This is a genomic window from Paraburkholderia aromaticivorans, from assembly GCF_002278075.1.
GTDB lineage: Bacteria > Pseudomonadota > Gammaproteobacteria > Burkholderiales > Burkholderiaceae > Paraburkholderia > Paraburkholderia aromaticivorans.
On record NZ_CP022990.1, the window covers coordinates 1696324 to 1719372 of the forward strand.

Below are 23049 nucleotides of genomic sequence, written 5' to 3' on the forward strand. Positions count from 1 at the left end.
GGTGTTCACGTGCGGCTGCCGAAAAACGCCAACGCGCGCCGCAACTCCGGCATGTGCTCGGCGTACACCGGCAGCGGCGTGCCGGCCTGCACGGCCGCCCACGCCTGGCGCACGCTCGTGACGCCCGCGGCGGGGCCGTCCGGATGCGCGAGAATGCCGCCGCCCGACATGAACAGCAAGTCGGTCGAGCGCACCGCGTCGAAGGTCGCTTGCACGGTGCCGGCGCACTGCCCTGACGAAAACGCGGGCAGTACGACATCGTCGCAGCCGGGCGCGAGCGGGGTCGCGCAATCGCGCGCCGACTCGATCACCTCGGCGTCGCTCTGGGCGAATTTGCCGGCGAGACCGTGCACGTGCATATGATCGACGCCGCTCAAACGCCACAACGTTTGATACGCCTGGAACGACATGCCGAGCGCCGGGTCGCGTGACATCATGCCGTAGCCGTTGCGGTGCGCGTGAAGCACCAGCGGCGTCGCGCGGCGCAGCGACTGGATCGCGGAAAAGCCGCACCAGTTGATGCTCGCCATCACACAACTGCCGCCTTCGCGTTCGACCAGTTCCGCGTGACGGCGCATGGCGTCGAGCTCGTCGGTGATATTGAACGCGACCATCACGGGCCGGCCGCTGCGTTCACGATAGCCGCGCACTTCGGACATCACCGCCCGCACGCGCTCGGCAAGCGGCGCATGCGCGGGGTTCGCGCACACCTCGTCGTCCTTGATGAAATCGACGCCGGCTTCGCACAGGTCGCGCACCAGCGCCGCCGTTTCCGCCGCGCTCAAGCCGACGTTCGGCTTGATGATGGTGCCGATCAGCGGCCTGTCGCTGACTTCCGTCAGCGCGCGCGTCCCCGCCACGCCATGCCGGGGCAATGCAAAACGCGCACGGTACGAAGCCGGCAAGCGCAGCGACAGAAGCCGCATGCCGGTCACTTCGCCGAGATCGTACAGATTGCCCGCGACGGTCGCGGCCAGCGTGGGCAGATTCGCGTCGATATTGGCGAGCGGAAACGACAGCGTGACGCGCGCGCGCCGCCACGGCCCCGGCGTGCCTTGACGCTCGAGCCATGCGTTCGGCAAGCTGGGCCGTGCCGCCGCCTCCAGCGCTTCGACACGCAGCACGCTCGCGCGGCTGCGTGCCCGCAGCGCATCGGATTCGTTGGCGACGCGCACGAACGTGCCGCTCGACTGCTCGCCGGCCATGACGTCGGCAACGCGCGCGGGGTCGAGCGGCGTCTCGATCAGATAGTCCGCCTCGAGCGTGTCGTCGCAGACGGTCTGCGATTGCAGCGCCGCGCTCATAGCGTGCCCAGATCGGGAAAGCGGCGCACGGGCTCACGTCCGTCCCAGTCGCGCGACGCCGCGTAGATCATGTCGAAGAGCTTGCCCTTGGGGCCGGCGATCTCGGACAACTCGATCACCGTTCCGGGATGATTCTCCGTGTCGAAGTAGACAAAGCGACCGTTGCGCCCCACTTCGCCGCTCATCGCGACTTTGAAGCCCTGCTCCTGCAGGCGCGCGAGATCCGCGTCGAACGAGGTGGTCCAGTACGCGTTGTGTTGCAAACCGGTATGGCCGGCGGCGAGAAAGTCGCGATACATCGAGGGCGCGTCGTTACGCGTCTGGATCAGTTCGACCTGCAGCGGTCCGGAGTTCGCCAGCGCAACCGAGTTATGCACCTCATACGTTTGTCCACGGTACGTATAGTTTTCAATCGGCACGCGTTCGTTATAAAACCATGGGCCCACGCCGAGCACGCGGCTCCAATAGTCCATGGCGGCCTCGATATCCCGAACCACGTAGCCTGCCTGCCGGATTTCGCCAAAGAAACGACTCATGAAACTCTCCCGATGCTGCGGGTTTGAAAAGACGAGCGACACCCCGGCGCGGCGAGGACGCAGCGCCCGAAGGTCGAACCTGTTAATCAACTTGAGAGACCGGCTTAGAGAAACCCGATCGAAATCCAGGGAATTGCGGCGACCAGCATCAGGCCGACGAGCAACGCGCCCATATAGCCGACAATCGGCCGAATGCCGGCGTCCGGATTGACCTTGCTGATCGCGCAGGCCGAGTAGTAGCCCACGCCGAACGGCGGCGAAAAGAGGCCCACGCCCATCGAGAGAATCACCACGATCGCGTAATGCACTTCGTGCACGCCCGCGAGCCGCGCGATGGGAAAGAGCAGCGGCCCGAACAGCACGATCGCGGGAATTCCCTCGAGCACGCTGCCGAGCATCACGAACACGACGATCGACACCGCGAGAAAACCGTATGCGCCGCCGGGCATCGAGCCCATGAGTTGCGCGAGATCCTGCGAAAAGCCCGATTGCGTGAGCGCCCACGCCATCGCAGTGGCACAGCCGATGATGAAGAGAATCGCGCCCGACAGCGTCGCCGCATCCACCAGCATGCGGCCAAGCCGCCGCCATTCGAAGCGGCGATACACCAGCAGGCCGATCAGCGTCGAATAGGCAATGCCGATGGTCGACACCTCCGTCGCCGTCGCCACACCTTCGACCACCGCCATGCGAATCACGAACGGCAACGCCAGCGCGGGCAGCGACACGATGAACAACCGCCCGATCTGACGCTTGCTGAAACGCTGCGCGCCGCTCAGGTCTTCCTTGCGATAGCGCCACCACACCACCACGCACAGAATCAGCGCGAGCACCGCGCCCGGCAGCATGCCCGCAGTGAAGAGCGCGGATATCGACAGACCCGTTACCGAACCGATCGTGATCAGCACGATGCTCGGGGGAATGGTCTCGCTTTGTGCGCCTGTGGTGGCGAGCAGCGCGACGAGATCGCCCTCGGAAGCGCCGCGCTTTTTCATTTCCGGAAACAGCACCGGTGCGATCGCCGCCATGTCCGCCACTTTCGAACCGGAAATGCCCGACACCAGATACATCGCGCCGATCAGCACGAACGACAGGCCGCCATGCACATGACCGACGAGGCTCGCGAGGAACTCGATCATTGCGCGCGCCATGCCGGTCATCTCGATCAGCAAGCCGAGAAAGACGAAGAGCGGCACGGCCAGCAGCACGAGATGCGACATGCCCTCGTCCATGCGGCCGACCACGACTTCGAGCGGCGTAAAGGTGGAAAGGCCCAGATAACCGAACGTGGCAAGCGCAAACGAGAAGCCGATGGGCACGCCGGAAAAAATCCCGACCGCCACCACGCCGACGAAAAAGATCACCAGATTGGTCTTGCCGAGCGTCTGAAACCACGGCCCGGCGAACACCACCACGGCGGCAAGCAATGCCGTCATCGCGAGCACGATCACGACGTCGCGCGACCGGCTTACCTGGGCGAGGCGCATCAGGCCGACCAGCAGCATGAGCGCCGCGCCGATCGGCAAGGCGAGCGCGCGCCACGCGTTGCTGATCTGCAAGGCGGGCGTGACGATCGCCGCCTCGCCGGATGCATAGTCGTACGCGGGCGCGATCAGCAGCGCGAGCAACGCGATCGAGGCCGCGATCGCCAGCGTATCGACGAACGCGCGCCGTTGCGGCGAGAGGCGGCTGACCAGCGCCGTCATCCGCATATGTTCGCCGCGCCGCAACGCGAGCACGGCGCCGAGCATGGCAAGCCACAGGAACAGAATGCCGGCCAGTTCATCGGACCAGACGAGCGGTTGATGCAGCACGTAGCGGCTCACGACGCCGGCAAGCATCACGACGATCTCCACGGCGAGCAGCGCCGCCGCGCACACTTCGACGAGCGCCATCAGACCGCGATCGAAACTCCTCAGCCAGCGGCGCGGCGTGCTCGCGGCATGCAACGGCACGCCCGCCTCCGCCGGATTCAATGCGTGATTCGACATCCTGCTGCCTCCTCGCGGCCGCTCGCCGCGCTTCGTCTCAGGCTCATCCGTATGCAACACGCTCAGGCCAGCTTGCCGACCGATTGTTCGAGCAGGTCCCACGCCTGATTGCCGAACCTGCTTTTCCATTCGGCATAAAAGCCCGCCTGGCGCAGCGCTGCCCGAAACGTGTCCGGCGCGGGACGGTTGATCGACAAACCCTTGCTTTGCAGATCCGCGACCGCCGCATCGTTCAGCTTGCGCACGTCTTCACGCTGCTTGAGCGCCGACTGGTTGAACGCGTCGCTGGCAATGCCCTGCAAATCTTTGGGCAAGCGTTGCCACGCGCGCGGGTTCAGCACGAACCAGTAGCCGTCCCACATGTGATTGGTCAGCGAACAGTATTTCTGCACTTCGTAGAGCTTGGCGACCTGCACGATCGGCAGCGGATTTTCCTGCGCATCGACGATATGCGTTTGCAGCGACGAGTAGACTTCGCTGAACTGCAGGCTGGTCGGCGCGGCGCCGAGCCCTTTGAACATATCGATACTGAGCGGACTCACCGGCACGCGAATCTTCAGACCGCGCATGGTCTGCGCGCTCGTGATCGGGCCATTGCTCGTCGTGGTCTGACGAAAACCGTTGTCCCACATCTTCTCGAACGATTCGAGGCCGGCCTTCTGCATCGCCGCGCGAACGTATGCGCCGAGCTTGCCGTCCATCGCGCTCCACACCTGGTTGTAGTCGCTGAACGCAAAGCCGACCGCGTTGATCGCAACCGACGGCGCCAGCGTCGACACCACGAGCGCCGACGGCGTGAACATCTCGATGCCGCCGCTGCGCACCTGCGCGAGCATGTCGGTGTCGCCGCCCAACTGGTTGTTGGGGAATATCCGGATCTCCATGCGCCCTTTCGACGCCTCTTTGATCTGATTCGCGGCTTCCTGCGAGCGCACGTTCAACGGATGCGTGAGCGGCAGGTTGTTGCCGTACTTGAACACGAACTCCGGGCCGGACGCGGCGCGCACGATCGCCGGAAAGCCCAGCGCGCCGGCTACCGGCACAGCGGCTGCCGCACGCAGAACGGTGCGTCTCGCGAGGTTGGTCATTTGAGCGTCTCCTTGCTTATAATTGATGTGACTGTCGAATCCATCAAAAACCATCATCGCCTGTTCAACCACCTTGATTTCCAGTCGCCGGTGTTGAGTCGTCGCGTGATAGCTGCAAGACTAGGGGTGCGCGGCAAGCGCTGTCAAACCGCGGACTTGATGTTTTTTGATGGACTTCCCTTCTATGAAGGACGGCTATGTCCGAAACGGTTCACCTCACCGCCGCCGCGCGCGCGCGCATTCCCGACATTGCGCGCACCGCCGGTGTTTCAACCGCCACGGTGGACCGCGTGCTCAATGGGCGCGAAGGCGTGCGCGCCGTGACCGCGCAACGCGTCCTGCAAGCGGCCGCTCAACTCGGCTATCTGCTCACGCCGCAGGCGCCTGCCGTGCCCGCCTCGAAACCGATGCGCATCGCGTTTCTGCTGCCCGCCGGCACCAATCGCTACTTGCGCATGCTCGGCGACTACATCGACTTCGCCCACGATCAGTGGAACGCATTGGACATGAAGTGCCGCGTGCACTATGTCGAGAGTTTCAACCCGAAGGAACTGGCCGACCGTCTGTTGCACTACGGACAGCGTGCGGACGGCGTGGTGTTCATGGCGCTCGAACACCCCGTGGTGCGCGATGCCGTGAATGCGTTGGCCGGTCAGGGAGTGCCGGCCATCACGTTGATTTCGGATTTATCGAACGCGCGGCGGCTGGCTTATGTGGGTATCGACAATCGTGCGGCAGGACGCACGGCCGCGCTGCTGCTCGGGCGCTTCATGGGCCCCCGTCCGAGCGGAAAGATCGCGATGCTCGCGGGCAGCCTCAACTATCGTGGGCATGAGGAACGCGAAATCGGCTTTCTGCATTTGATCGAATCGACGTTTCCACAAGTGCGCGTGATCGGCTTGCGCGAAGGACACGACGACAGCGAGCGCAACTATATGCAGACGCGCAAGCTACTGGAACAACATCCGGATTTAGCCGGCATCTACAACAGCGGCGGAGGATCGGATGGCGTGGCGCGCGCGCTTGTCGAAGCACGCTCTGAACAGAAGATTCTGTTCGTCGGTCACGGCTTGACGCCGGACACGCGCGCATTGTTGATCGACGGCACCATGGATGCGCTGATCACTCAAACGCCGCAAGCCATGGTGGGAAATTGTTTGCGCATTTTCCGCAACGTACGCGAGAAGCGCGACCCATTGAGCGACGTGAAGCCGGTGCAATTCAGCATTGTTCTGCGGGAAAATTTGCCCTGACATTGCCACGACGCTACCGGCTGGTCACGCATGGCAGGTCAGGCACGCGGGATGCTCAATCACTTTCGTATTCATACTTCGATACGAAAGGAGATTTCACCATGCCTTACCTTCTCGGCTGGCTGCTTGGCGTCCCGTTGATCGTACTGGTCATCCTGTACCTCATCTTCCATTAATCCTTGCGACTTCACCATTTATGCAGTTGAACTGAACTTCCGTTCCGGTGCGCCGCGGCCTCGCGGGGCTGCGGCGCGAAAGGCGACACCGGCGTCAGGGTGTCGCCTTTCGCGCGTCCGCGCGATGCCCGCATGCCGACGCGCCGGCGGCCGCAGCCGGCGGCCGCATCTTTCCGCTTGCACTGTCGGGAATGGCGCGTAAAACTAACCTTCGCTAGTCCTCGCGAAATGCCATATCTGCATACGTATGGCCGCAATGCGTGCGAGTGAGGAGGGACCGATGGCAAGCAACGAGTACACGCTGTCACACCAGGACGTGGTGAGAGCCGTCATTATTCATCAGGGCATTCACGAGGGGTTCTGGACGCTGAACATCAATTTCGACGTTGCGGCCGGCCACGGCGCGCAAGCATCCGATCCATGCCTTGCGGTCACCATTAAGGGGATCGGCATCATGCGCGCGTCGCCTGCTGATCCGTTCGCGATCGACGCCGCCCTCGTCAATCCGCCGGCGCCCCAGCGTGTCGAGGGGACAGTGCATGTCGCGGCGGCCGTCAACGGTACGCACGAGCGCGGCGTGCAATTTTGTCGCGACGTCTATCGCAATATTGCGGTACAGAGCGCGGTCAAAGCGCCGATCAAACCGACCTGAGCAGGCGGAAACGCCTGGCGGCTTTTTCGAATCGCCATTGTGGCCGTTGCGCTTTGCGGTCGATGCGTGCGGTTCAGCGCACCGTTGCCCTCAGCGCGTCGAAGCCGAGCAGCGAACTATCCATTGAAAAATTCGACGCGCAAACGCCTTTGCAACCGCTGTAAAACAGTTCGCAAGCGACGCGAAAAAACTGCCAACGGATGCCACGCTCAATGCAAGACGCGACCGTACATGCGTTCGGACGAGAACATGCGTTCATGCCCGGCGAGCGCGCCTTCCGGCGCGGGTAACACCGGAATTCGCCCGCCTGCCGCCTTCCCGTGAAGGCAGCAAGACACCGGATGGCAGCTTGTGGCCGCTTCAGGCCGCAGGCACGAGGCCCACGACCCGGACGGTTGTCCCGGGCATGAATGCATGTGGAAAATATACCCGGAGGCAAGCTGGATAGGCTTCCTAAAGCGATAGCCCGCATCCCGTGTCTCGGGACGATATTCCGCTAGAATGACATTCTCAAGAACAATCTTCCACTCTCGCCCATGACCACCCGTAACCGCCCGCTCGACAATCAGGATCGCAAGATCCTGCGTGAGCTGCAGAAAAACGCGCGCCTGAGCAATGCCGAACTAGCGGAACTGGTCGGCATGTCGACCACCGCATGCTGGAACCGCACGCGTCAATTGGAAACGGAGGGGTATATCCGCGGCTACGTCGCGCTGCTCGATCAGCAGAAGCTGGGCTTCGCGGACGTGGTCCTGCTCGAGGTGACGCTAGACCGTCACGACGACGACGCCCTCGCCCGCTTCGGCGCCGAGCTGGCAACGCTCACGGAGGTGCTCGAAGCCTATCTCGTGTCGGGCGACTACGACTATCTGGTGAAGGTGGCGGTTGACGGTACAGCGGGCTACGAGCGCTTCCTGCGCGAGAAGCTCTACAAGATCGCCGGCATCCGTCATAGCCGCTCGATGTTCGCCTTGCGTTGCATGAAGAGCATCCCGTCCGTGCAGGTGTGAGGTATGAGGCGCGAAGTGTGTAGTGCGAGGCGTGAGGCGCACTCGCCTGCGAGCGCGCCCCCACATTCAGCGCAGCGGCTTCTGACACGCCGCCAGCGCCGCGCCCGCCGCGAGCAACGCCGCGGAATACACCAGCCCCCGCGCGAGGCCCGCGCCGTCGGAAACCCAGCCGATCACCATCGGCCCGACGATCTGCCCGAACGCGAACACGATCGTGAATGCGCTGATGCCCTTGGCCCAGTGACTCACGGGCAGGTTGTGGCGCACGAAGGCCGTGGTCGACGCCACGGCGGAAAGGAACGTCGCGCCAAACAGCGCACCGGACACGAATGCCACCCACGGCTGCGTGAACAGCGCGGGCAGCAGCGTCGCGATCGCGAGCAAAGTGTTGAGGACCGCGAGCGCCTCGCCGCCGCGCATGCGGTCGAGCAGGCTCGACCACACGCGAGCCGAGACCACGGTCGCCACGCCGAGCAGCAGATAGAAGCCCGTGACGACAGCCGCGCTCATCCCAGCATTGCGCAGCAACGCCACGATGAACGTCATGTAGCCGATATAGCCGACGCCGAACAATCCATAGCCCGCCAGCGCCACGCTGAAGCGCGGCCAGCGGGGCGCATCGGCGGCAGGGTGCGATTGCGCCGCCGCGGACACCGTCACGTGCACGCTTTCGATTGTTCGCGCGGCGCCGACGGCCACCGCGGCGAATAACGCGCACGCCAGCGCGAGTGCGAACCATGCGAACTGCCAGCCGTGCGGGACGTTGAAAATGGTCAGCGGCACCAGTACCGACGACACCACGATGCCCCATCCCGTGCCGCCGTAATACAGGCCGAGGACGAGCCCTGCGTCGCGCGGCCTTGCCGACGCAAGCCGCGCCGCCAGCACGCCGCCGCTGATGAAGATGGCCGCACTGCTCGCACCGGTGACCACGCGCAACGCGAGCAGCGAGTGCGTGTCGGCAAGCAGGCCGCTGCCGGCCATCAGGAGCGCGGTCGCCACGCAACCGCCGCCGAACAGCGCGCCGGCCGACCAGCGGCGCGCAAGGCGCGGAAAAGCCAGCGCGCCGAGCAGATAACCCAGCGCGTTCGCCGTGTTCATCGCGCCGGCTTGGGCGAAACTCCAGCCGAGGTCGAGTTTCATCGACGGCAGCAGCAGTGCATACGCGAACCGGGCAAGCCCGAGCGCGATCGCGCTTCCTAGCGAAAGCGTCGCGGCAAGCTTCAGCGTGGGCAGGCGCCGCGCCGCTGCGGTAGGGTTGGAAGTCGATGCGGCGTCGAGTGTTTTTGTCGGCATGGGGGTGGCGAAAGTGGGCAAGTCGGCTGCAAACCGTTTGTGCCACAAAGGCTGAATCCGGCACTTCGCCATCATATCCGGGGACGCTCGGAGGGGCTGACCGTTAGTTGCGATATGACGCCAATGGTCAGCCGCACGGCTGCCCCACTCCTGCGTCAAGCACCGGAGATGCGTCAATTTCACGCTGCGTCCAAATGAGAATGATTTGCATTTAGACGAAAATTAGCTCATCATCCATCTCAGCCAGTTCAAGGTGAAGGAAACGCCTGATGCCGGCACCCGAGATAAGCACCTGACGCCGGCTTTGCGTCATCGCCCATCCGTCGCACGACATGCGCTGGCCTGCGACGCGGCACCCGTCCCATGTGGCCGGCGCGATTCATTGGACCGTGTCCACCCAGGAGCATCGATGAACTTTCGCTCTCAACACGCCGGCCGCCCGGAACTGATCGACGATCATCCGACCGATTCCGCCGACGCCCCCGAACGCACCGTGCTGAGCGCCGTGCGCACCTGGCTGCGGCCCGCCTGCGAAACGGCGAGCGGCGGCATGCAATGGCGCGACATTCTGGGCTGCGTCGGCTTGCGTCAGGACGGCATTGAACACTTCGATCTGCTGATGCGTTCGCTGATGCACGTGTCGTACCGTCCGCTCGACATGCGCTGCCGCTGCGCCACCGAGCTCGGCAAGGACGAAGCGGTGATTTTGCAAACCATCGCTTTGCTGCAAAAAACGCATAGCGGCGCCGCGTTGCGCCTGCTGAACGAGTGGCTGCCGGCGCCCGCGGTAAGTGGCGTGCTGAAGCTGCTTCGCTGGTTCGCCATCGACCTGCTCGACGCCGGTGTCGAACTCGACGTGCAAGCACGGCGCGTCACGTACATGCATTGAGGAAGCCGGCTTATGTCATTGGAACCGGACCAGGTGTGTCCAGCGACTTTGCGCGGAAGCGGAAGCGGAAGCGGAAGCCTAAGCGGGAGCGGCACGGCGCGCGAACTTGAAGGCGCTGTTGAACGCATCGCCGAAGGCGCCGCTGGCCACACTGCCGTGCACGCACTCCGCATCGCGGACACGGCTGTCGCGGCACCGGCGTTCCGGTGCCATCCGCTGACACGCAACCGGCCGTACGACGTTACGGCACCGCGCGGCGGCGAGTTGCATCTGTGGCGATTCCGCTGCGAATGGCTGCCCGTGCCCGTACAGGAAGGCGATAGCTGGCTTTCGAAAACCGAGCGCGAGCGCGCGCGGCTGCATCCCAACGCCGCGCTGCGCAAACGCTTTGTCGGCGCGCGCGTGGTGGTGCGCTGGATCGTCGGGAACCTGTTCGACACCGCGCCGCACGCCGTCGATCTGCAAGACGACGGCAACGAGAAACTGCGTGCGCGTCATCCCGGCGACGGCCGCGGCATCACGATCGATATCGCGTACGGCGGTATCTGGATCATGATCGGCGTTGCGTCGGCGACGCTCGGATTGGGTGTCGTCGTGCCCTCGCCCGGCGCGGCCCCCGACGAGACGCCGCAAGCATCGCGCCGGCGTGCTCGCTATGCCAGCCTGTGCAACGCGTTGCGCTACGCGCCTGTCGATATCGATACCGAAATGCTGTTCAGTCCCACCGCAACCGGTGCGTTCGATCTCGCGGAATATGGCCGCTGGCACGTGCTCGACGTGCCGATGGCCGGCAAGATTCGTGCGGCGGTCGCAGTGGCTCAACCGCTCATCCAGGTGCACACGTTTGGCTGGCCGAAGACTTTGGTATTCGGAGACGCAATCGCGTAATGCATGGCGCGGCCGCGATTACCGGAGCGCGATCTCCGACCATGCGACGCAAGCGGCGTAACCGCCCGGCGCCGCCAGCCAGTGCGCGCCGACTTCACGCATGTCGTCGGGAATCCGGTTGCGCAGCGTCACGCGCGTGCTTTCGCGCGGCAGCACCGTCAGATGTTGCAGTCCACGCGTGATGCCAACGCCTGTTGTCTTGACGAGCGCCTCCTTGGCGACCCATGCGTCGTAAAACGCAGCAGCTTGCCAGGCGGCGTCGAGCCGTTCTATCCATGCGGCTTCCTCCGGATCGAGCGTCAAGGCCGCAATCGAATGCCAATCGAATCTGTCGCTGTGCAGTTCGATATCGACGCCGACGCGCCGAACCGGCGACATTGCAACCAGGCCATGCGCGCCCGCATGCGACACGTTGAAATCGACACGATTCGAATCCGCGAGATGAGGACGGTGGTTGACATCGACTGTAAAACGCACGGCATGTGCCGCAATGCCGAGCGCTTGCGCGAGTCGTTCTCGCAGCGCGGCACGCACGGTGGCGAAACGCAACGCGTCTTCATGGCGGCGAAAGTTGCGGGCTCGCGTGCGTTCGTCGTCGCTAAGCGACGAGAAAAACGGCGCGTCCAGCGACACAGCGAAGTCGATGTCGATTCGCCACAAGGCAATGTCGGACGGGCCGTCGTGCGGCAGCGGAACAGGGTCGATGGAAGGCATCGTGAAGATTCGGACGGTCTACGGGCTGTCGCGACAGACTACACGCGACTCTACCCGATTATCCCGTCCGATCCGGCACGCGTCTTCACGCGCGCTCGACGTTTTTCGGTACGCCGAGCAACATGGCCACGCCGCTGACGAACAGCAACGCGGTCAGTACATACAGCGCGTTGTCCATGCTGCCGGTGTGCACCTTGATCAGACCGATCACCCACGGGCTGACAATACCGCTGGTAATGCCGATGCTGCTGATCAGCGCGATCCCGGCCGCCGCCGCGGCGCCGGACAGATAGCCCGACGGCACCGTCCAGAAAATCGGCAACGCGGCGAAGATCAACACTGCGGCCAGCGAGAGAATCGCGAGCATCGCGGGAAAGCTGCTCAGATGAAGCGTCAGCAACGAGAGCGCCACGCCGCCGCCAATCGTGCAAACCGCGAAATGCCGGCGACGTTCACCCCGGCGGTCCGAATGACGCGCGATCAGAATCAGCCCCACCGCGCCGATCGCATTGGGAATCACCGTGTACAGGCTGATGGCGAGGACGTCGTGAACGCCGAAGTCGCGAATCATCAGCGGCATCCAGAAGTTCAGCGTGAGCGAGGCGCAGGTCAGCGAAAAGTACACGAACGCGAACAGGTACACCCGCGGATTGCGCAACGCCTCCATGAACGAGCGGGACGAATGCGCTTCAGTCGAAGGACGGCGCTCTTCGTCGCGTTGCGCAATCAACTGCGCCTTTTCCGCGGCGGTAAGCCATGCGGCGTGCTGCGGGCCGTCCACCAGATAGAACGCGGCCAGCAGACCGAGCACGATGGCGGGCGCGCCTTCGATCGCGAACATCCATTGCCAGCCGAACAAGCCCAGCACCCCGCCCATATCGCGCATGATCCAGCCGGACACCAGTCCGCCCAGCACCCCGGCCACCGCCACGCCGGCAAAGAAGATCGACAGCACGGCCGCGCGCCGCCGCGCCGGATACCAGTAGGTCAGATACAGCACGATGCCGGGAAAGAAGCCTGCTTCGAACACGCCGAGCATGAAGCGCAACACATAGAAGTGCGTGGGCCTCGACACCAGCATCATGCCGACCGACGCGATGCCCCACAGCAACATGATCCGCGTGAACGTGCGGCGTGCGCCGAAACGCGCGAGCAGCATGTTGCTCGGCACTTCGCACAGCACGTATCCAACGTAGAAGACCGCCGCGCCGAGCCCGTACATCGCATCGCTGAAGCCGAGGTCGTGCTTCATCTGCAATTGCGCAAAACCGATATTGATGCGATCGAGAAACGACACGACATAGCAGAGAAACAGAAAAGGAATGATCCGTAACGAGACCTTGCGATACAACAGGTCGTCGTGCGCGGCAGCGGATGCGCCCGGCTCGAGCGCGCGGGCGAGGGATTGGCTCATCGGTTATCTCCAAACGTGAGGGTCCAACGGACCCGTTGGGTCCGGCGTCTTGATGCGCCGCGTTGTTGTCTGTTACTGAAAAAAGGCAGGCGAGCTTGTCGATACGCCGCGTTGCCTTGTTGGATTGCGTGGCTCGAACGGCCACGCGTGTTTTCCGTTGACTCGTACGGGTTCGAGTTCGCCCAGACCCGGCTCAGGCCGCCAACGGATGCGCCTGCGCGTCTTGAACCGCCGGAACGTCGACCACGCCCGCGCGGGCATACCGCATCGCTTCGAGCAGCGTGGCGTGATCGCCGATATGGTTGGCGAGCAGCAGGATCAGTTGCGCATTCGCCGACTGGCTCTGCGCATCGTCCAGATCCCGATGCATGTCGATCAGCGCCTCGTAGAAATCGTCGGGGCGGGCGAGATTCGGTTGCGTGTTCAGTGCCATGTCTGTCTCCTGCTATTTTTTTCCGATGCGGCGCGTGCTACGCGAGCCGCTTTTGCCGTACGTTCAAGCCGTGCCTTCGACGTACAACGCGCGTTTCAATGCGGACTCGACATCGACCGCGGCGAGTTGCCGCCAGCGCGCGCAAACGTGCTGATCCGGACGAATCAGGTAGAACGTGCCCGGCTTCGCGTCATAGCGCGAGTGAGCCAGCCCTTCGATGTCGTGCGCGACCTGAGCGCCGGCAGGCGCGCCGTGCTGCTCGACGTCGCGCGTCACCACGACGAGCTTCACCGGAATCGGTCCGCTACGCAACGCATCCAATGCGGCCTGCGTAGCCTGATCGACGCCTTGCTCGCCGCAGAACAGCACACCCGTGAATTGCTGGCCGAGTTGCTGCAGCAGCCACGCCGGCTGTCCCGCCACCTGCACCGGCGCATCCACGCACGACGCGCCCGGCACCATCGCCCCTTCGAAGGGGTCACTGTCCGGTGTATTCAGCGGCGAATCGCGTAACACCGCCGGCACCGACAGCCGGCCGCTGTTGGTCAATTGCCGCGCGAACGGATGATGACGCGAGAGCTTCAGCACCGCGTCGCGAAATACGCGGCTCACGGGGCTCTTCGGTGTAATGAAATCGGTGGAACGCGTGGAATTGCGGATGTTTTCGTCAGCCGCGAATTCGCGCTCGCTGGCATAGGTGTCGAGCAAAGCGTCGGAGGCTTTGCCTTCGAGCACCATCGCCAGTTTCCACGCGAGGTTTTCCGCGTCCTGCACGCCGCTATTCGCACCGCGTGCGCCGAACGGCGACACGCCATGCGCCGAGTCACCGGCGAACAGCACGTTGCCATGACGGAAGCGGTCCATGCGCAAACACGAAAAGGTGTAGACGCTGACCCATTCCAGCTCGAACTTCGCGTCCGGCCCGAGCAACGCGCGCACACGCGGGATCACGCGCTCCGGCGTTTTTTCCAGCACCGGATCCGCGTCCCAGCCCAACTGGAAATCGATCCGCCACACGTTATCCGGCTGACGATGCAGCAGCACCGATTGATTCGGATGAAACGGCGGATCGAACCAGAACCACCGTTCAGTGGGAAACTCGGCTTCCATCTTGACGTCGGCGATCAGGAAGCGGTCTTTGAACGTCACGCCTTTGCTGTCGAGTCCCATCAGGTTGCGGATCGGGCTGCGCGAGCCGTCGGCGGCGACCACATAGCGGCCGCGCAACGCATATTGACCGTGAGGCGTCTCGACGGTCAGCGTCACGCTGGTGTCCTCAGTGCCGGACGTACCGTTCTGCTGCACGCCCACCACTTTGCTTTTCCAGCGGATCTCGAGATTGGGCATCTCCTGCGCGCGTTCGAGCAGAAAGCCTTCGACGTAGTACTGCTGCAGGTTGATGAACGCGGGCCGGTTGTGGCCCGCTTCCGGTTGCAGATTGAACGTGTAGACCAACTCGTCTTTCAGGAACACCTTGCCGACATTCCAGCTGACGCCCTTGTCCACCATTCGCTGACCGCAACCCAGGCGGTCGAAAATATCGAGCGAGCGCTTCGAAAAGCAGATCGCGCGCGAGCCGGTGGACAGCGAACAGTCGTCGTCGACCAGCACGACCGGCACGCCCTGCTGCGCGATATCGATCGCGGTGGCGAGACCCACCGGGCCCGCGCCGACCACGATCACGGGATAGACCGTCTGCTCCGCGCCGTCTTGCGCGCTTTGTTCGCGGCACGGCTGGTATTCGAACGACAGCGTCTGGTAGTTGGTGCTCATCTTGTGTCTCCGTCCTTCTCCGCTCTGCCTTGTATTGCGATGCGTCCGTTCCGGTCAGGCTTGCAGCGCGTCCCACATTTCCTTGTCGCGTTGCGCGGTCCAGATGCGCGGATGCGTGATGCCGCTCGCCTCGTCGAATGCACGCGACACGTCGAACGGCAGGCAGTGCTCGTAGATGAACACGTGGCCGAACTTCGGATCCATCGCCTTGCGCGTATGCGCCATCGCGGCCTTCAGATCGAGTTTCTGTTCGACGGCTTCACGGCCTTGCTGCAGCAACGTGGTGACGAAGTCCTTCGTGTAATCCAGACCCTTGTTGACGTCTTCCGGCGTGGTCAGCGCGGGACCGCGGCCCGGCACGAGCTTCTCGGCCTTCAGCGCGCGCAACGCTTCGAGCGTGGCCGGCCATTGTTCGAGTTGTGCGTCGCCGCAGTAGCAGGCTGCGTCGTACTCGACCAGGTCGCCGGAGAACAGCACCTTCTGCGACGGCAGCCACACCACCGTATCGCCCTTGGTGTGACCCGCGCCGAGATGCGCGATACGCACTTCGAGCTTGCCGAGAAACAGCGTCATTTCCTTTTCGAACACGAGCGTGGGCCACGTCAAACCCGGCACCGTTTCGACACCCGCGAACAGACGCGGGAAGCGCTCGATCTCCGATTTCATGTCCGCTTCGCCGCGCTCGACGATCATTTCGTACGTGCCGCGGCTCGCGATCACTTCCTGCGCGCCTTCCTCGAAGTATGCCGACGCGCCGAGCACGCGCACCGCGTGGTAATGCGACAGCACCACGTACTTGATCGGTTTATCCGTGACGCTGCGAATCTTCGCGATGAGGTCTTGCGCCATGGCCGGCGTAGCGGTGGTGTCGACGATCAGCACGCCGTCGTCGCCGATGATCACGCCCGAATTCGGGTCGCCTTCAGCGGTGTACGCGTACGCGTTCTCGGACAACCTGGTCCACGTGACTTTCTTGACTTCCAGATCGGCCTGGGATGCGAATGCCTTTGCCATGATGCGTGTCTCCCTCAAAAGTTGGACGTGAGGCGAGACGGCCGGCTGCGCGCATGCCGCGCGGGCTGACGGTGTTGGAAGATTGTCTCGCCCCGTATTGGATTCTGTAACTGCGCCGGTGTGTCGGGGTGAATGCATCTTAGGACGGCGCCAGTTTATTTGTCAATAGCGAAATGTATCGCTATACGCAAATTCTCAGAAGCCTAGGATGTGGGCAGACAGGTGCGGTCCTTGGCCGAGGCCTTCGGTTAACATGAACCCTTTTTAACGGACGAGCGCAGGTGTGAGCAAAGCAGCGAAATCGGCCACAAGCCAAGGCACGGGCGGCCGCGAGACGGCGGACGGCGGCAAGACGCAGCGTGGCATCCAGAGCGTCGAAGTGGGCGGCCGCGTGTTGCTGGCGCTCGCGCAGGCGCGCGCGCCGCTCGCCTTGTCCGACCTCGCCACCGCCGCGCAGATCGCGCCGGGGCAAGCGCATGCGTACCTGGTGAGCTTGAGCCGGCTCGGTCTGATCAAGCGCGACGAGCTGTCGGGCCGGTATGAACCCGGTCCCCTGGCGCTGCGGCTCGGCTTGCTGCATCTGGAGAATCAGCCGGCGTTCCGCGCCGCCGTGCCGCGCGTGGCCGCGTTGGCCGAAGCGATCGGCTTCAGCGTCGCGATCTGTATTGCCGGGCCGCAAGGGCCGACCATCGTCCGCTATGAGCACGCGGGCTTTCCGCTGCACGTCAATTTGCACGTGGGTACGGTCATGTCGCTGCCGGCTACCTCGACGGGACGCGTGTTTTGCGCGTTTCTGCCGCGCGAGGTGCGCGACGGCATGTGGGCGAATCAGTCCGGTGCGGCCAATCGCGCCATGACGCCGCCTGATGAAAGCGCCGCCTTCGAGGCCGCCCTGGACGCGATCCGCGCGCGCGGCCTGGAAAGCAGCGTGGATGCGCCAAGTCCGGGTATCAGCAGTCTGAGTGCGCCGGTGCTGGACGCCGACGGCCGCCTGTCGCTCGCGCTGACGGTGATCGGCTCGAGCGGCGTTATCGACGTCGCCGCCGACGGTCCGATCGCGCGTGCGCTGCTGGCCACGGCGCGCGAGATCGGCGCCCGGTTGGCGACTCAAACCTCCTTGTTAGCGTCTTCCGCAACGTGACCGATTCTCTCGACACCCCTCACGCCACCTCCGCCGACGCGAAACCGCAGCGCGGCATCCAGTCGCTCGATAGCACCGGCGAACTGCTGGCGGCGCTGGTCGCGGCGGCGCGGCCATTGAGCCTGCGCGATCTTGCGGCGGCGGCCGGCATGCCGCCGGCGAAGGCGTTTCCGCACCTGGTGAGTCTGCTAAAAATCGGCTTGCTCGATCGCGATGCGTCCGGCTGCTTCGAAGCCGGGCCGCTCGCGCTGGAGCTGGGACTGATCGGATTGCAGCGCTTGTCGCCGACACGCGAAGCGGAACCCGAGGTGGTCGAGCTCGCGGCGTCGACGGGCATGAGCGTGGCGATGGCGGTGCTCGGGCCGCTTGGGCCGACCGTCGTGCGTCTGGAGGAATCGGCGCGGCCGTTGCACGTGAGCCTGCGGGTCGGGACGGTGATGTCGCTGGTGAATACGGCGATAGGCCGCGTGTTTGCCGCCTATGTCGCGGACGACGTGCGCGCCGGTTTGCTCGCGCAGGATCATCTGCGGTTGGCGGGAGCGGAGACGGCGGAGGTTTTTGCCGGGAACGCCGCGTCAGCGGGCGAAGCTCAGGTCCGGGGCGGCACGGACGCAGCGTGCGCGCCGCCGCCGCTGACTCGCGCCTACGCGCAGCGGCTTGCGCAAGTCCGCGCGGACGGGATCGATACGGCGCTCAGCCGCCCCGTGCCGGGCATCGACACGCTGGCCGCGCCGGTGCTGGATCATACGGGCAGCATCTGCCTCGTTCTCGCGTTGATGGGGCCGAGCGGCAGCTTTGACAGTGAATTGGCCGGCGGGCCGGCGCAGACGTTGCGCGCCGCGACAATGCGGTTATCGCGGCGCTTTGGATGGATGGCGGCCCCCGTCGAATAATCGCTTTTCTGGAGAACTGCCTGTTTGCAATCGTGTTGCGAGCCGGTTAAACGAAACTGCGGGAGCTTTGGTCCTGCCTTCCCGCCGGCACGCGCATGGATCACCACCACGGCGCCGCCCTCCCTCAATCCCCCGCCGCCTCCGGCTCATGCGACGCCAGCCTCGCCTTCGCATGCCGCATTTTTTCGAGCGTCTTCGGCCCCGCCTTGAGCGCGACGCCGATAGCCAGCGCGTCCATGATGCAAAGATGCACGAGCCGCGACACGCCCGGCGTATTCGGATCGATCGGACTCGGCACGCGCAGCAGCAGCGCAATATCCACCAGCCACGCCAGGCGCGAGCCGACGTTGGTCAGCGCAATGGTGGTCGCGCCGCGTTCCTTGGCAATCTGAATGCTCTCGTTCACTTCGACGCTGCGGCCCGAATGCGAAATCGCGAAAGCCACATCGCCTGGTTCCATGAGGCCTGCGTACAGACGCTGAAGATGTCCGTCCACAAACGCGGTGGACGCAATATCGAGCCGCAGAAACCGCAGCGCCGCATCTTGCGCGACCAGTCCCGAGCCCGATCCCACGCCGAAGAAAAACACCCGCCGCGCGCTCGACAACGCGCCGATCGCACTCTCCACCACCGCCGGGTCCAGCGCGCCACGCGCATGCGTAATGCCGTCGATAGCCGCCTCGCCCACCTTGTCCATGAGCGTTTGCACGTCGTCGTCGCGCGCCACCGCCGTGGACGCGTACGGCATGCCGCCCGCCACGCTCTGCGCCAATTGCATCTTGAAGTCGCGCAACCCATGCGCGCCGATCGCGCGGCAAAAACGCGTGACGGACGGCTCGGACACCTCCGCGCGCTGCGCGAGTTCGGTGATGCTTGCGCGCATCGCGAAGTCGACATCGCTCAAGACCATGTCGGCGACCTTGCGCTCGGCGGGCCGCAAACTGGCAAGCGCGCTGCGAATATGGGGAATCAAGTTTGGTGCGGACACCCGGTGTTCCTTACGTGGCACCATCAATCATGCGAGAGGCAAACCTGGATCGGCCTCAAAAGACCACACACGGTTCAAACCAGCCTGCGTCCACTCTCCGTATCGAACAGATGAATATGTTCGGCCGGCAGGCGTAGCGCAACGCGTTCGCCAGGCTCGATTTTCGAGCGCTGGCGAGTCGTCACGCACCACGTGCTGCCGCCTATTTTCCCGTACAAATGCGTTTCCGCGCCAGTCGGCTCGACGACCTCCACTTCCATCGTGGCGTCGGGGGTTTGCGCGATCGTCTCGATGTGCTCCGGCCGCACGCCGAGCGTGACCTTCGCGCCGACCACCGCCGAAGCCGGCGCGCCCTCCAGCACGATCTCGCCGCCATCGGTGAGTTTCAGTGCGAGGCCGGCGCCTTGCGCGCGGTTCGCGATCACCCCTTCGGCAAAATTCATCGACGGCGAGCCGAGAAAGCTCGCCACGAAAAGATTCGCCGGATAGTCGTACAGCTCCAGCGGACGGCCGATCTGCTCGATGCGCCCCGCGTTCATCACGACGATGCGGTCAGCCATCGTCATGGCTTCGATCTGATCGTGCGTGACGTAGATCACGGTATTTTTCAGCCGCTGATGCAGCGCCTTGATCTCCGTGCGCATCTGCACGCGCAGCTTGGCGTCGAGATTGGACAGCGGCTCGTCGAACAGGAACAGCGACGGCTCGCGCACCACGGCGCGGCCCATCGCCACGCGTTGCCGTTGTCCGCCCGACAGCGCGCGCGGCAAACGGTCCAGATAGCCGCCGAGGTTCAGCATTTTTGCAGCGGCCTCGATCCGCGGCTTGAAGCTCGCCGGCGACTCCTTGCGAATTCGCGGCCCGAACGCAATGTTTTCGTAGACGGACAGATGCGGATACAGCGCGTAGCTCTGAAACACCATCGAGATATTGCGCTGCTGCGGCGCGAGGCCGTTCGCGCGCGTGCCGCCGATCATCAGATCGCCGCCGCTGATCTCTTCGAGCCCGGCCACCATGCGCATCAACGTGCTCTTGCCGCAGCCCGACGGCCCGACCAGCACGACGAACTCGCCGTCGTCGATGTCCAGATCGATGCCGTGCACCACCTGCGTATCGCCGTAGCGTTTGAAGATGCCGCTCAGTTGCACTGCTGCCATGCTGTCCTCATCGTGTTCTTTCGTTGACCCGATTTCGTGCCGCCCGCATGTCGCTTCGAGCGGTCAGATCGACTCGAGCGTCAGTTCCTGCGCCATCAGACGGTTGCCGGCCATCAGGCCGCCGTCCACCGGCAACGCGACGCCGGTAATCACGCGCGCCATCGGCGAGGCGAGAAACAGGACCGCGTCGGCGATGTCGTCGGGCGTCGCGAAATCGCGCAACGGGTACCACTTTTTCAGATCCTCGAAGACCTGCGGATTCTTGTCGACACGCGCCTGCCACGCCTGCGTCTTGACCGTGCCCGGACACACGATGTTGGCGCGAATGCCATAGCGGCCGAGTTCGAGCGCGAGCGCCTTCGTATAACTGATGAGCCCGGCTTTCGCCGCGCTGTAAGCCGGATGTCCGAGCGCGGCCATGCCGTTGACCGAACCGATCAGCACCAGCGCGCCTTGCTGCCGCTCGATCATCGACGCGCGCACGGCTTCGACCGTGTGATACGTGCCGTTCAGATTCAGATGGATGTCGCGCTGCCAGCTCGCGACATCGGTCGTGGCAAGCGTCAGACCGTCTGCCGCGCCGGCGTTGGCGACCAGCACGTCCACCGGAGCGCGCACCGCGACCGCGGCGGCCACCGCTTGCTGCACCGCGGCGGCATCGCCGAGATCGACCGCGATCGGCGTGACGTGCGCCTCGCCGAGTTGCGCGGTCAACGCTTTCAGCGCGGCGGCGTCGATGTCGAGCGCCAGCACCGTATCGCCCTGCTCCACGAAGCGTTTGCACAACACGCTGCCGATGCCGCCGCAAGCGCCCGTTACCAACACCACACGATTCATTGTCCGCCTCGCTCTTCTACCGCGCCGCCAGCACCGAACTGTCCTGTAAATTTCTTACAAACCCGGTTTCGCGGCATTGTCCAGTGATCCCGAAGATTGGGTATCCGTGACATCACGCCGCGCAGAATACCCCTGCTTTACAGCATGTTATGCACAAAACCAGCTGAGAAAAAATATGGCAGACCCTACGTGACAAGCTATTTTTCGTCATGTAGGATTTTTTCAAACAATTCAACCCGAAGCGGCCGGCGACGGCAGCGAACCATCCCCAGGAGAGAGAGAAATGTCGTTGCATGCCCGTGCTTCCCTCGCGCTCGGCAAAGTTGCCGTGGCGCTCGCGTTTGCAGGTATCGCCGTCGCGGCACACGCCGACACGGTCCGCGTGACCGTCGCGCATTACAGCGACGCGACCGCGCCGTACTTCGAAAAAATGGCCCGCAACTTCGAGAAGGCCAATCCCGGCACGACCATCAAGATCGAAGACGTGAACTGGGACACGCTGCAACAGAAACTGCAAACCGACATTTCCGGCAACGCGAACGCCGACCTCGCGATCGTCGGCACGCGCTGGCTGCTCGACTTCGTGAAGGACGACGTGGCGGAGCCGCTCGACGGCTATATGGACGCGAGCTTCAAGGGCCGCTTCATCGGCCCGTTCCTCGCACCGGGTGAAATCAACGGCAAGGTGTACGGCCTGCCGATCGCCGCTTCGGCGCGCGCGCTGTACTACAACAAGGATCTGCTCGCGAAGGTCGGCTATCCCGACGGCCCGAAGACCTGGAACGACGTGATCGAAGCGTCGAAGAAACTGAAGGCGCAGGGCATTGCCGGCTTCGGTTTGCAAGGCAAGGAGATCGAAACGGACGTCTACTATTACTACGCCCTGTGGACCAATGGGGGCGACGTGGTCGGCAAGGACAACAAGGCAGCGTTCAATTCGGCGGCCGGCATCAAGGCAGCCACGCTATACAAATCGATGATCGATCAGGGTCTGACGCAACCCGGCGTGACCGGCTATAGCCGTGAAGACGTGCAGAACCTCTTCAAGCAAGGCCGCGTTGCCATGGTGATTTCGGCGCCGTTCCTGTCGAAGCAGATCAAGAAGGAAGCACCGAACCTGAAATACGGCATCGATCCGATTCCGATGGGCACGACGCACGCCACGTACGCCGTCACGGACTCGATCGTGATGTTCAAGAACTCGAAGGTGAAGAAGTCGGCATGGAAGTTCCTCGACTATCTGTTCACGAAGGAACCGCGCGTGGAGTTCACCACGACCGAAGGCTTCCTGCCGACCACCAAGGCCGAATCGACGGATCCGGCGTTCAACGATCCGGACACGAAAGCGTTCGTCGCGCTGCTGCCGACGGCCCGCTTCGCGCCGACGGTGACGGGCTGGGAAGATACCGCCAAGGCCGTGACCGACGCAATGCAGTCGATCTATCTGGGCAAGGCGAAGCCGGCTGACGCATTGAACGCGGCGGCCACCCAGGCGAACAAGTCGCTCGGTCATTGATCCCGCGGTGATCCGCTGAACCCGGCACGCGCGCCGCCACTCGCAAGGCGGCGCGCGTGCCGGCCGTAATGCACTATCCGGCCCAT

21 protein-coding genes are annotated in these 23049 nt (G+C 64.0%); 8 read left to right on the forward strand and 13 right to left on the reverse strand.

What is annotated here, in order from left to right; genetic code table 11:
* Positions 1–5: 5 nt before the first annotated feature.
* The 4 genes from CJU94_RS27285 to CJU94_RS27300 all read right to left on the reverse strand — a co-directional run bounded on the left by CJU94_RS27285 (position 6) and on the right by CJU94_RS27300 (position 4919).
* On the reverse strand, positions 6–1304 hold the full coding sequence (locus tag CJU94_RS27285; RefSeq protein WP_095421735.1) for a ribulose-bisphosphate carboxylase large subunit family protein: 1299 nt from the start codon (positions 1302–1304) through the stop codon (positions 6–8).
* Positions 1301–1840 carry a VOC family protein gene (locus tag CJU94_RS27290; protein ID WP_007178289.1) on the reverse strand — a complete coding sequence of 180 codons (540 nt, stop codon included), beginning with the start codon at positions 1838–1840 and terminating at the stop codon, positions 1301–1303. The genes CJU94_RS27285 and CJU94_RS27290 overlap by 4 nt, the downstream gene beginning before the upstream one ends.
* Positions 1841–1944: 104 nt before the next feature.
* On the reverse strand, positions 1945–3831 hold the full coding sequence (locus CJU94_RS27295) for a TRAP transporter large permease (protein ID WP_095421736.1): 1887 nt from the start codon (positions 3829–3831) through the stop codon (positions 1945–1947).
* A gap of 62 nt (positions 3832–3893) precedes the next feature.
* Complete coding sequence (locus tag CJU94_RS27300; protein ID WP_095421737.1) at positions 3894–4919, reverse strand: TRAP transporter substrate-binding protein; 1026 nt, start codon at positions 4917–4919, stop codon at positions 3894–3896.
* 197 nt (positions 4920–5116) lie between these two features.
* On the opposite strand from CJU94_RS27300, the gene CJU94_RS27305 reads away from it, so the two are divergent.
* From CJU94_RS27305 to CJU94_RS27315, 3 genes are all read left to right on the forward strand, one after another.
* Positions 5117–6172 carry a LacI family DNA-binding transcriptional regulator gene (locus tag CJU94_RS27305; protein ID WP_095421738.1) on the forward strand — a complete coding sequence of 352 codons (1056 nt, stop codon included), beginning with the start codon at positions 5117–5119 and terminating at the stop codon, positions 6170–6172.
* 456 nt (positions 6173–6628) lie between these two features.
* The gene (locus CJU94_RS27310; protein ID WP_095421739.1) at positions 6629–7000 is read left to right on the forward strand and encodes a hypothetical protein; all 372 of its coding nucleotides are present in this window, start codon (positions 6629–6631) and stop codon (positions 6998–7000) included.
* A gap of 536 nt (positions 7001–7536) precedes the next feature.
* Entirely contained in the window at positions 7537–8010 is a 474-nt protein-coding gene (locus CJU94_RS27315; RefSeq protein ID WP_095421740.1) for an Lrp/AsnC family transcriptional regulator, read from the forward strand.
* 66 nt (positions 8011–8076) lie between these two features.
* Here the strand turns inward: CJU94_RS27315 and CJU94_RS27320 are convergent, their stop codons facing one another.
* Positions 8077–9306: a YbfB/YjiJ family MFS transporter gene (locus tag CJU94_RS27320; protein WP_095422821.1), complete on the reverse strand. Its 1230-nt coding sequence runs from the start codon at positions 9304–9306 to the stop codon at positions 8077–8079.
* Between the two features lie 409 nt (positions 9307–9715).
* On the opposite strand from CJU94_RS27320, the gene CJU94_RS27325 reads away from it, so the two are divergent.
* Together CJU94_RS27325 and CJU94_RS27330 are read left to right on the forward strand one after the other, a co-directional pair.
* Positions 9716–10195 (forward strand): hypothetical protein, encoded by a 480-nt coding sequence (locus tag CJU94_RS27325; RefSeq protein ID WP_095421741.1) that lies wholly within the window; start codon positions 9716–9718, stop codon positions 10193–10195.
* A gap of 156 nt (positions 10196–10351) precedes the next feature.
* A complete protein-coding gene (locus tag CJU94_RS27330) occupies positions 10352–11083 on the forward strand; it encodes a 4'-phosphopantetheinyl transferase family protein (protein WP_244220991.1) in 732 nt (243 codons plus the stop codon).
* A gap of 18 nt (positions 11084–11101) precedes the next feature.
* Here CJU94_RS27330 and CJU94_RS27335 read toward each other — a convergent pair whose 3' ends face one another.
* From CJU94_RS27335 to CJU94_RS27355, 5 genes are all read right to left on the reverse strand, one after another.
* A complete protein-coding gene (locus tag CJU94_RS27335; RefSeq protein WP_095421743.1) occupies positions 11102–11797 on the reverse strand; it encodes a 4'-phosphopantetheinyl transferase family protein in 696 nt (231 codons plus the stop codon).
* An 85-nt stretch (positions 11798–11882) separates the two neighbouring features.
* Positions 11883–13211: an MFS transporter gene (locus CJU94_RS27340; RefSeq protein WP_095421744.1), complete on the reverse strand. Its 1329-nt coding sequence runs from the start codon at positions 13209–13211 to the stop codon at positions 11883–11885.
* Positions 13212–13404: 193 nt separating this feature from the next.
* The gene (locus CJU94_RS27345; RefSeq protein ID WP_095421745.1) at positions 13405–13644 is read right to left on the reverse strand and encodes a DUF2783 domain-containing protein; all 240 of its coding nucleotides are present in this window, start codon (positions 13642–13644) and stop codon (positions 13405–13407) included.
* Between the two features lie 63 nt (positions 13645–13707).
* Positions 13708–15417, reverse strand: coding sequence for an FAD-dependent oxidoreductase (locus tag CJU94_RS27350; RefSeq protein WP_095421746.1), 1710 nt, complete (start codon positions 15415–15417; stop codon positions 13708–13710).
* 54 nt (positions 15418–15471) lie between these two features.
* Positions 15472–16431 (reverse strand): MBL fold metallo-hydrolase, encoded by a 960-nt coding sequence (locus tag CJU94_RS27355; protein ID WP_095421747.1) that lies wholly within the window; start codon positions 16429–16431, stop codon positions 15472–15474.
* A gap of 283 nt (positions 16432–16714) precedes the next feature.
* Between CJU94_RS27355 and CJU94_RS27360 the strand changes: the two genes are divergently transcribed.
* Together CJU94_RS27360 and CJU94_RS27365 are read left to right on the forward strand one after the other, a co-directional pair.
* Positions 16715–17572, forward strand: a complete 858-nt coding sequence (locus CJU94_RS27360) for an IclR family transcriptional regulator (protein WP_095421748.1) — start codon at positions 16715–16717, stop codon at positions 17570–17572.
* Positions 17569–18465: an IclR family transcriptional regulator gene (locus CJU94_RS27365; RefSeq protein ID WP_095421749.1), complete on the forward strand. Its 897-nt coding sequence runs from the start codon at positions 17569–17571 to the stop codon at positions 18463–18465. The genes CJU94_RS27360 and CJU94_RS27365 overlap by 4 nt, the downstream gene beginning before the upstream one ends.
* A 124-nt stretch (positions 18466–18589) precedes the next feature.
* On the opposite strand, the gene CJU94_RS27370 is transcribed toward CJU94_RS27365, so the two are convergent.
* From CJU94_RS27370 to CJU94_RS27380, 3 genes are all read right to left on the reverse strand, one after another.
* Positions 18590–19453 (reverse strand): MurR/RpiR family transcriptional regulator, encoded by an 864-nt coding sequence (locus CJU94_RS27370; protein WP_095421750.1) that lies wholly within the window; start codon positions 19451–19453, stop codon positions 18590–18592.
* Positions 19454–19527: 74 nt separating this feature from the next.
* A complete protein-coding gene (locus tag CJU94_RS27375) occupies positions 19528–20610 on the reverse strand; it encodes an ABC transporter ATP-binding protein (protein WP_095421751.1) in 1083 nt (360 codons plus the stop codon).
* A gap of 63 nt (positions 20611–20673) precedes the next feature.
* Complete coding sequence (locus tag CJU94_RS27380; RefSeq protein WP_095421752.1) at positions 20674–21447, reverse strand: SDR family oxidoreductase; 774 nt, start codon at positions 21445–21447, stop codon at positions 20674–20676.
* A 283-nt stretch (positions 21448–21730) separates the two neighbouring features.
* Here CJU94_RS27380 and CJU94_RS27385 point away from each other — a divergent pair, with 283 nt between their 5' ends.
* Positions 21731–22963 (forward strand): ABC transporter substrate-binding protein, encoded by a 1233-nt coding sequence (locus CJU94_RS27385; RefSeq protein WP_091806088.1) that lies wholly within the window; start codon positions 21731–21733, stop codon positions 22961–22963.
* Positions 22964–23049 lie beyond the last annotated feature (86 nt).

Coding starts and splice junctions, on each gene's coding strand:
- CJU94_RS27285 (WP_095421735.1), bottom strand. CDS start 1,304: ATGAGCGCGGCGCTGCAATCGCAGACCGTCTGCGACGACACGCTCGAG.
- CJU94_RS27290 (WP_007178289.1), bottom strand. CDS start 1,840: ATGAGTCGTTTCTTTGGCGAAATCCGGCAGGCAGGCTACGTGGTTCGG.
- CJU94_RS27295 (WP_095421736.1), bottom strand. CDS start 3,831: ATGTCGAATCACGCATTGAATCCGGCGGAGGCGGGCGTGCCGTTGCAT.
- CJU94_RS27300 (WP_095421737.1), bottom strand. CDS start 4,919: ATGACCAACCTCGCGAGACGCACCGTTCTGCGTGCGGCAGCCGCTGTG.
- CJU94_RS27305 (WP_095421738.1), top strand. CDS start 5,117: ATGTCCGAAACGGTTCACCTCACCGCCGCCGCGCGCGCGCGCATTCCC.
- CJU94_RS27310 (WP_095421739.1), top strand. CDS start 6,629: ATGGCAAGCAACGAGTACACGCTGTCACACCAGGACGTGGTGAGAGCC.
- CJU94_RS27315 (WP_095421740.1), top strand. CDS start 7,537: ATGACCACCCGTAACCGCCCGCTCGACAATCAGGATCGCAAGATCCTG.
- CJU94_RS27320 (WP_095422821.1), bottom strand. CDS start 9,306: ATGCCGACAAAAACACTCGACGCCGCATCGACTTCCAACCCTACCGCA.
- CJU94_RS27325 (WP_095421741.1), top strand. CDS start 9,716: ATGAACTTTCGCTCTCAACACGCCGGCCGCCCGGAACTGATCGACGAT.
- CJU94_RS27335 (WP_095421743.1), bottom strand. CDS start 11,797: ATGCCTTCCATCGACCCTGTTCCGCTGCCGCACGACGGCCCGTCCGAC.
- CJU94_RS27340 (WP_095421744.1), bottom strand. CDS start 13,211: ATGAGCCAATCCCTCGCCCGCGCGCTCGAGCCGGGCGCATCCGCTGCC.
- CJU94_RS27345 (WP_095421745.1), bottom strand. CDS start 13,644: ATGGCACTGAACACGCAACCGAATCTCGCCCGCCCCGACGATTTCTAC.
- CJU94_RS27350 (WP_095421746.1), bottom strand. CDS start 15,417: ATGAGCACCAACTACCAGACGCTGTCGTTCGAATACCAGCCGTGCCGC.
- CJU94_RS27355 (WP_095421747.1), bottom strand. CDS start 16,431: ATGGCAAAGGCATTCGCATCCCAGGCCGATCTGGAAGTCAAGAAAGTC.
- CJU94_RS27375 (WP_095421751.1), bottom strand. CDS start 20,610: ATGGCAGCAGTGCAACTGAGCGGCATCTTCAAACGCTACGGCGATACG.
- CJU94_RS27380 (WP_095421752.1), bottom strand. CDS start 21,447: ATGAATCGTGTGGTGTTGGTAACGGGCGCTTGCGGCGGCATCGGCAGC.
- CJU94_RS27385 (WP_091806088.1), top strand. CDS start 21,731: ATGTCGTTGCATGCCCGTGCTTCCCTCGCGCTCGGCAAAGTTGCCGTG.